2 protein-coding genes are annotated in these 9,032 nt (G+C 72.3%); both read left to right on the plus strand.

The window, feature by feature from the left end:
- The coding region (locus tag ACWD4A_RS34595) for an SDR family NAD(P)-dependent oxidoreductase (RefSeq protein ID WP_451200334.1) at nt 1-3,484 on the plus strand (3,484 nt) is incomplete at its 5' end.
- An 88-nt stretch (nt 3,485-3,572) separates the two neighbouring features.
- Nucleotides 3,573-9,032 (plus strand): SDR family NAD(P)-dependent oxidoreductase (locus ACWD4A_RS34600; protein WP_451200335.1); only part of this gene is annotated, 5,460 nt, incomplete at its 3' end.

Genomic DNA, 9,032 nt, shown 5'->3' on the forward strand with positions numbered 1-9,032 from the left:
TCCTGATGCCGCTGGCCGTCGTGAGCTGACCATTCACTCCCGCCCCGAGGGCACCGATGTGCCCTGGGTTCGGCATGTGGCCGGTGTGCTCTCGGAGACCGCGTCGGCCGGGACGGACCTGGTGGCCTGGCCGCCGGCTGGCGCGCAGCCCGTCACCGTCGATGGTTTCTATGAGCGTGTTGCCGAGGTGGGGTACGGCTATGGCCCGGCGTTCCAGGGCCTGCGTACGGCCTGGCGTGTCGGTGACGATCTTTACGCCGAGGTCACCCTCCCCGACGAACAGGGCAAGGACGTAAGCCGGTTCGGGATTCATCCGGCACTGTTGGACGCGGCCGTCCAGCCGGTGCTGCTGGTGTCGGACGGCCAGCGCGTACGCCTGCCGTTCTCGTGGAGTGGAGTCGCCCTGCACGCGGTGGGTGCGACCGCTCTGCGGGTGCGGGTGCGTCCGGTGGGTGAGGATGCGGTGTCGGTGGCGGTCGCCGACGCCACCGGTGCCCCCGTCGCGTCGATCGACTCCCTCGTCCTGCGCCCGGTCTCCCCCGAGCAGCTGCGGTCGGCGAGCGACCCGACGCAGGATGCCCTCTTCCGCCTGGACTGGGCGCCCTTGCAGACGGTTCCGGACGCCCCGGCCGATGCCGGTGAGTTCGCGGTCGTGGGCGCCGACGAGCTCCAGGTGTCGGAAGCGGCACCGTACGGGAGCGTGGCGGAGCTGGCCGCCGCAGTGGAGGCGGGCGCCGCGGTGCCGGAGTTCGTGTTCGCGTCGTTCGGCGCCCCGGCGGACGACGACCTCGTCGGAGCGGTGCACTCCGTGACCGTCGAGGCGCTGGAGCTGGTGCAGTCCTGGCTGGCGGAGGAACGGTTCGCCTCGTCCCGCCTGGTGCTGGTGACACGCAACGCGGTGTCGACCCGGGTGGGCGACGACGTCGCCGACCTGGCGCATGCCCCGCTGTGGGGGCTCGTGCGGACCGCGCAGACGGAGAACCCGGGCCGGTTCCTGCTCGTCGACATCGACGACGAGGAGAAGTCGCTCGCCGCCGTACCTCTCGGAGTCGCGGCCGGGGAGCCGCAGATAGCCGTTCGTGAGGGCGAGTTGTTCGTGCCGCGTCTGGTGCGGGCGGCCGCCGTCGGCGGTGCGCTCGTACCGCCGCCGGGCGCGGCCGCCTGGCGGCTGGACACGACGGACGCGGGGACGCTGGAGAGCCTGGCCCTGCTGCCGGCCCCCGCTGCCCTGGAACCGCTGGGCGAGGGCCAGGTGCGGATCTCCGTACGGGCCGCCGGCGTCAACTTCCGCGATGTCGTGGTGAGTCTCGGGATGGTGCCAGGTCAGGAGACCCTCGGCAGCGAGGGCGCGGGTGTCGTCACCGAGGTCGGCCCCGGCGTGACCGGGCACGCGGTCGGCGACCGCGTGATGGGCCTGCTGCCGCAAGGCGCGTTCGGCCCGGTGAACGTGGTCGACCAGCGGCTCGTCGTCCGTATCCCCGAAGGCTGGTCGTACGAGCAGGCCGCGGCCGTACCGGCGGTCTTCCTCACCGCGTATTTCGGGCTCGTGGACCTGGCCGGTCTGGTGTCGGGGGAGCGGTTGTTGGTCCATGCGGCGACGGGTGGTGTGGGGATGGCTGCGGTGCAGTTGGCTCGTTACTGGGGTGCGGAGGTCTTCGCTACGGCCAGTGAGGGCAAGTGGGATGTGTTGCGGTCGATGGGTTTCGACGAGGCGCATATCGCGTCGTCGCGGTCGTTGGACTTCGAGGAGAAGTTTCTGACGGCGACCGGTGGTCGTGGTGTCGATGTGGTGCTGGATTCGCTGGCGCGGGAGTTCGTGGATGCTTCGTTGCGTCTGCTGCCGCGTGGTGGCCGGTTCCTGGAGATGGGCAAGACCGACATCCGCGACCCGGAGACCGTCGCCACCGATCACCCCGGCGTCCGGTATGCCGCGTACGACTTGGCGCAGGTCGACCCCGACCGTGTGTCCGGCATCCTGACCGAGCTGGTCGCGCTCTTCGAGCGGGGTGTGCTGGAGCCGTTGCCGGTGCGTGGGTGGGATGTGCGGCGGGCTCCGGAGGCGCTGCGGTTCATGAGTCAGGCCCGGCACACGGGCAAGATCGTGCTGACCGTGCCCAGGCCGCTCGATGCCGACGGCACCGTCCTGATCACGGGTGGTACGGGCACGCTGGGTGGGTTGCTGGCCCGGCATCTGGTCGCCGAACATGGTGTGCGGAACCTGCTGTTGACCAGCCGTCGTGGTCTGGAGGCCGACGGTGTCACCGAGTTGATGCAGGAGCTGGCCGCGGCGGGGGCCGCCGTCACTGTCGCCGCGTGCGACGTGGCGGACCGGGAGGCGCTCGCGGCCCTGCTCGCGGACATCCCGGCCGAGCATCCGCTGACCGCCGTGATCCACGCGGCGGGCGCGCTCGACGACGGGCTGATCGCCGCCCTGACACCCGACCGTCTGGCACGGGTGCTGCGGCCCAAGGTCGACGCGGCGCTCAACCTCCACGAGCTGACCCGCGACCTCGACCTGTCCGTCTTCGTCCTCTACTCGTCCCTCGCCGGAGTCGTGGGCAACCCGGGTCAGGCGAACTACGCGGCCGCGAACACTTTCCTGGACGCGCTCGCCGCCCACCGCAGGGCCCTCGGCCTGCCCGCCGTGTCCCTGGCGTGGGGACACTGGGAGCAGGCCAGTGAACTCACCGGCCGCCTCGACCGGACGGATCTGGTGCGGCTCGCCCGGTCGGGTATCGTGCCGATGCCGTCGGACGAGGGCCTGGCGCTGTTCGACGCGGCCCGGTCGATGGACGAGCCTCTGGTGGTGACCGCCCGGCTCGATGTGCCGACCTGGACGTCGGACGCGAACGGCGAGGTGGTACGGGCCCTCGCGCGCGGGCTGGCCGGCCGGACCCCGGCCCGGCGCGCCCGAGCGGCACAAGGCCCGGACGCCGCCGGTCCCGACGGGGCCTCGGCCCTGGCACAACGGCTCGCGGGCCTCTCGGAGACCGAGCGAGCGGCCGCGCTGGTCGACGTCGTACGGAGGCATGTGGCGGCCGTTCTGGGGCATGGCTCCCCGGCGGCGGTGGAGCCGGAGCGCGCGTTCAAGGAGCTCGGCTTCGACTCGCTGACCGCGGTGGAACTGCGCAACAGGCTCAACGCCGCGACCGGGCTGCGGCTCCCCGCCACCCTCGTCTTCGATCACCCCACCCCCAACCTCCTCGCCGCGTACCTCCTGAAGGAGATCGCACCCGAGGACGACGGGAAGGCGGGGGCGGACCACCTGCTCGCCGAACTGGCCAGGATCGAATCCGCCTTCACCGCCGTCACCACGGACGACGACGAACACACCGCGATCTCCCGGCGCCTGGAGAACCTCCTGGCGGCCTGGAAGGACCTGGCGGCCCCGGCGAAGCCCGAGGCCACCGCGGCCGGTCGCCTGCAGTCGGCATCGGCCGACGAAGTCTTGGATTTCATCAACAACGAGCTCGGGATCTCCTGAGGAAGAGGAAGAGCTCCGCGGAGACACGTCGCGGAGACCGCCCGACACCGAGAAGTCCCTTAGCCGGCTCCGAGGAGGACCGCGTCGGATGACGAACGACGACAAGCTGGTTGACTACCTGAAGCGCGTGGCAGCTGACCTGCACGAGACTCGTCAACGTCTGCGCGAGGTCGAGGACCGCGAGAACGAGCCGATCGCCATCGTCGGCGTCGCGTGCCGTTTCCCCGGGGACGTCGCCTCGCCGGAGGACCTGTGGCGGCTGCTGGAGACCGGCACCGACGCGATCACGGACTTCCCGACCGACCGCGGCTGGGACAACGAAGGCATCTACGACCCCGACCCGGACGCGGCCGGAAAAACGTATCTGCGCAAGGGTGGATTCCTTGCGCAGGCCGCCGACTTCGACGCCGAACTGTTCGGCATATCGCCGCGCGAAGCCCTCGCGATGGACCCGCAGCAGCGGCTGGTCCTCGAATCCTCCTGGGAGGTCTTCGAGCGCGCGGGCATCGACCCCACTTCTCTGAAAGGCAGCAGGACGGGCGTCTTCGTCGGCGCGGCGGGCACCGGCTACCTCACGAACATGCAGCGCGTGCCCGACGGCGTCGAGGGCTACACCGGCACCGGCTCCTTCGTCAGCGTCGTCTCCGGCCGGGTCTCGTACAGCCTCGGGCTCGAGGGTCCGGCCATCACCGTCGACACCGCCTGCTCGTCGTCCCTGGTCGCGCTGCACATGGCGGTGCGGTCGCTGCGTTCGGGGGAGTGCTCGCTGGCCGTGGCCGGTGGCGTCGCCGTCATGCCGACGCCCTGGGTGTTCGTCGACTTCAGCCGCCAGCGCGGGCTGGCGCTCGACGGCCGCTGCAAGGCGTTCGCCGCGGCGGCGGACGGCACTTCCTGGTCCGAGGGCGTGGGCACCCTGCTTGTCGAGCGGCTCTCGGACGCCCGCCGCAACGGGCACAAGGTCCTGGCCGTCGTCCGCGGCTCCGCCCTCAACCAGGACGGCGCGTCGAACGGTCTGACCGCCCCCAACGGCCCCTCGCAGCAGCGCGTCATCCGCGCCGCGCTCGCCAGTGCCCAGCTGTCGGCGGACGAGGTCGACGCGGTCGAAGCACACGGCACGGGCACCACGCTGGGCGACCCGATCGAGGCACAGGCGCTGCTCGCGACGTACGGGAAGGCACGCGCCGAGGACCGGCCCCTGTGGCTGGGGTCCATCAAGTCCAACCTCGGGCACACCGCACACGCCGCGGGCATCGTCAGCGTCATCAAGATGGTGCTGGCCCTCCAGAACGACACCCTGCCGCGCACCCTGCACGTGGACGCACCGACACCGCACGTCGACTGGGGCAGCGGAGCGGTCAGGCTGCTGACCGAGCCGATGGAGTGGAAGCGCAACGGCCGCCCCCGCCGGGCCGGTGTCTCGTCCTTCGGCATCAGCGGCACCAACGCCCACGTGATCATCGAGGAGGCGCCGCAGCCGGACAACGCGACCACGGATCTCACGGACCCCACGGCCGCCCCCGCAGATCCGGACGAACGGCGCCTCGAACTTCCCCTAGTGCCCTGGGTGTTGTCCGGCAGGACCCAGGACGCGCTGCGCGCACAGGCACGCCGCCTGACCGCCCTGGTGCAGGCCGCGCCCGTGCTGGACACCACGGACCTGGGCTGGTCGCTGGCCTCGACGCGCGCGGCGCTGGAGCACCGGGGCGTGGTGCTTGCCACGGACCGCGAGAGCGCCCTCGCCGGGCTGACGGCCCTGGCCGACGGCACCCCCGCGCCCGAGACCCTCTCCGGCACCGTGCGCTCCGGCGTCTCCCGGGTGGCCTTCGTGTTTCCGGGTCAGGGGTCGCAGTGGGTGGGTATGGCGGCGGGGTTGTTGGAGTCGTCGCCGGTGTTCGCGGGTCGGTTGGCGGAGTGTGATGCGGCGCTGAGCGCGTATGTCGACTGGTCGGTGGCCGACGTGGTGCGGGGCGGTGAGGGCGCGCCTTCGCTCGACGACGTGGAGGTGGTGCAGTCCGCGTTGTGGGCGGTGATGGTGTCGTTGGCGGCGCTGTGGCGGTCGGTGGGTGTGGAGCCTGCCGCGGTGATCGGTCACAGTCAGGGTGAGATCGCGGCTGCCGCGGTGTCGGGCGCGCTGTCGTTGGAGGACGCGGCGAGGGTTGTGGTGCTGCGGGCTCGTGCGATTGCCGAGGGTCTTTCCGGCCGGGGCGGGATGGTGTCCGTTCCGCTGCCTGCCGAGCGGACGCGGGGGCTTATCGGGCGTTGGGGCGAGCGGGTTTCCGTTGCCTCCGTCAACGGGCCGTCGTCGACGGTGGTTTCGGGTGAGCCCGAGGCACTCGACGAACTGCTCGCCTCGTGCGAGGCGGACGGGGTGCGGGCCCGTCGTATCGCCGTGGACTACGCGTCGCATTCCGCACAGGTGGAATCGATCCGCGAGCAGGTCATCAGCGCTCTGGAGGGGATCGAGCCGCGTCGTGGTGACATTCCCTTCTATTCGACGGTGACCGGCGCTCTGATCGACACCACGGAGCTGGACGCCGAGTACTGGTACACCAACCTCCGTCAGACCGTCCGCTTCGACGACACCGTGCGTACTCTTCTCGCCGACGGTTTCGGCCTGTTCGTCGAGTCCAGCGCCCACCCCGTTCTGACGGTGGGTCTGCAGGAGACCTTCGAGGACTCCGGCGCGGACGCCGTCGCGCTGGGCACCCTGCGGCGTGACGAGGGCGGTCCCGAGCGCTTCCTGACCTCCCTCGCCGACGGCTATGCGCACGGTCTCCCGGTCGACTGGACCGCCGTCTTCGCGGGCAGCGGCGCCCGGCGGCTGCTCGACCTGCCCACGTACGCCTTCCAGCACAAGCGCTACTGGCTGGAGTCCGGCTCCCTCGCCGTGGCCGACGCCACAGGACTCGGGCTCGGCGCCGCCGACCACCCACTGCTCGGTGCCGCTGTCCAGGTGGCGGGCGCCGACCAACTGCTGCTCACCGGGCGGCTGTCGCTCCAGAGCCACCCCTGGCTCGCCGACCACACCGCCCTCGGCACGGTCCTCGTACCGGGCGCCGCCTTCGTCGAGCTGGCCCTGCGCGCCGCCGACGAAGTGGGCTGTGCGCGCGTGGACGAGCTGACGCTCGAAGCGCCGCTCGCCCTGCCCGAGCACGGCGGCGTGCACGTACAGCTCTCCGTCGGCGCCCCCGACGGCGACGGCCGCCGCGAACTGCACATCCACTCCCGCCCCGAGGACGCCGACGCCCCGTGGCTCCGGCACGCCACCGGCGTACTCGCCGTCACGCGGACGCCCGCCTCCGACGCGCTGACCACCTGGCCGCCCGCCGGCGCGCAGCCCGTCCCGGTGGAGGACTTCTACGAGCGCGTCGCCGACACGGGCTACGGCTACGGGCCCGCGTTCCAGGGCCTGCGCGCGGCCTGGCGCGTCGGCGAGGACCTCTACGCGGAAGTGGCCCTGCCCGACGAACATGAGCAGGCCGCCGCACGGTTCGGCCTCCACCCCGCGCTCCTGGACGCGGCCCTCCACCCGGCCGCCCTCCTCGACGGGCCGGGCACCGGCGAACTGCGCCTGCCGTTCACCTGGTCCGGTGTCACGCTCCACGCCGTGGGCGCCACCAAGCTCCGCGTCCGGGTCCGCCCGGCGGGTGAGAACACGGTATCGGTGACCGTCGCGGACACGACGGGCATGCCCGTCGCCGAGGTCGAGACGCTCGTCCTGCGCCCGATCGCCCCCGAGCGGCTGCGGCCGGCCGACGACCCGACACGCGACGCCCTCTTCCGCCTCGACTGGCTCCCCCTGTCGACCACGGCCCCCGGCACGGACACCAGCGGCTGGGCGACCGTCGGCCCCGACGGCCTGCCGGCCCTGCTGGCCCGGCTCGACGACGGATCGGCACCCGTCCCGGACACCGTCATCGCCACCTTCGAAACCACCCCGCACCGTATCGACGGCGACCTGCCCGGCCTCGTACGCGAAGCGACCGGCCGGGCGCTGGAACTCGTCCGGACATGGCTGGCCGACGACCGGCTCGCCGGATCCCGGCTGGCCGTCGTCACCCACAACGCGGTGTCCACCCGCCCCGGCGAGGACGTCGCCGACCTGGTGCACGCCTCCCTCTGGGGCCTGATCCGCTCCGCCCAGTCCGAGCACCCCGGCCGCTTCCTGCTCGTCGACACCGACGACCCCGACGGCCCCACCTCGGTGCGGGACGCCGTCACAGCCGCCCTGGCCGCGGCCGAGACACAAGTGGCCGTGCGCGAGGGCGCCGTACTGACACCCCGCCTCGTGCGCGCGCTCCGTACGTCCGGCGACCCCGCGCCGCTCGCCACCGACGGCACGGTGCTGATCACCGGTGGTACGGGCACGCTGGGCGGGTTGCTGGCCCGGCATCTGGTCGCCGAACACGGTGTGCGGAACCTGCTGTTGACAAGCCGCCGTGGCCTGGAGGCCGACGGGGCCGCCGAGTTGGTGCAAGAGCTCACGGCGGCCGGGGCGGCCGTCGACATCGTGGCCTGTGACGCGGCGGACCGGGACGCGCTCGCGTCCCTGCTCGCGGACATCCCCGCCGAGCACCCGCTGACCGCCGTGATCCACGCGGCGGGCGCGCTCGACGACGGGCTGATACCGGCACTCACCCCGGACCGCCTCGAACGGGCACTGCGCCCGAAGGCCGACGCGGCCGTCAACCTGCACGAGCTGACCCGTGACCTCGACCTGTCGGCGTTCGTCCTCTTCTCCTCGATGGCCGGAACGCTCGGCAACCCGGGGCAGGCCAACTACGCGGCAGCCAACGCCTTCCTCGACGCGCTCGCCCGGCACCGCCGTAGTGCGGGACTCCCCGCCCTCTCCCTGATCTGGGGCTACTGGGCCCGCACCAGCGAGCTGACCGGCCACCTGGACGACACCGACGTGGCCCGCTATCTCCGCATGGGGGTGGCGCGCATGTCCTCGGAACAGGGACTGGCCCTGTTCGACGCCGCCCGTGCCGCCGAGGACGACGACGCGGCCCTCGTCGTCAGCCGCCTCGACCTCGCGGCCCTGCGCGCACAGGCGGCGGCCGGTGAACTCCTGCCGGTGCACCGCTCCCTGATCCGGACCACCGCGCGCCGCGCGGCCGGGAACGGCGACGACGCGGACGGACTGCTCCGCAGCCTCGCCGGGAAGCCCGACGACGAACAACTGCGCTTCCTGCTGGAGCTGGTGCGCGGCCGCGTAGCGACCGTACTCGGGCACTCCGGCACGGAGACGGTGGAAGCGAGCCGCCCGTTCAAGGAGCTCGGCTTCGACTCCCTCACCGCGCTCGAACTCCGCAACCGCCTCAACGCGGCAACCGGCCTCCGGCTGCCCGCCACCTTGGTCTTCGACTATCCGACTCCGTTGGCGTTGGCGGGTTTTCTGCGGTCGGAGGTTCTGGGTGTGGGGCGTGTGGTGGCCCCGGTGGTGCCGGTGTCGGTGTCGGGTGTGGTGGATGAGCCGGTGGCGATTGTGGGGATGGCGTGCCGGTTCCCGGGTGGGGTGTCGTCTCCGGAGGGTCTGTGGCGGTTG

The organism is Streptomyces sp. NPDC002537, from assembly GCF_053594975.1.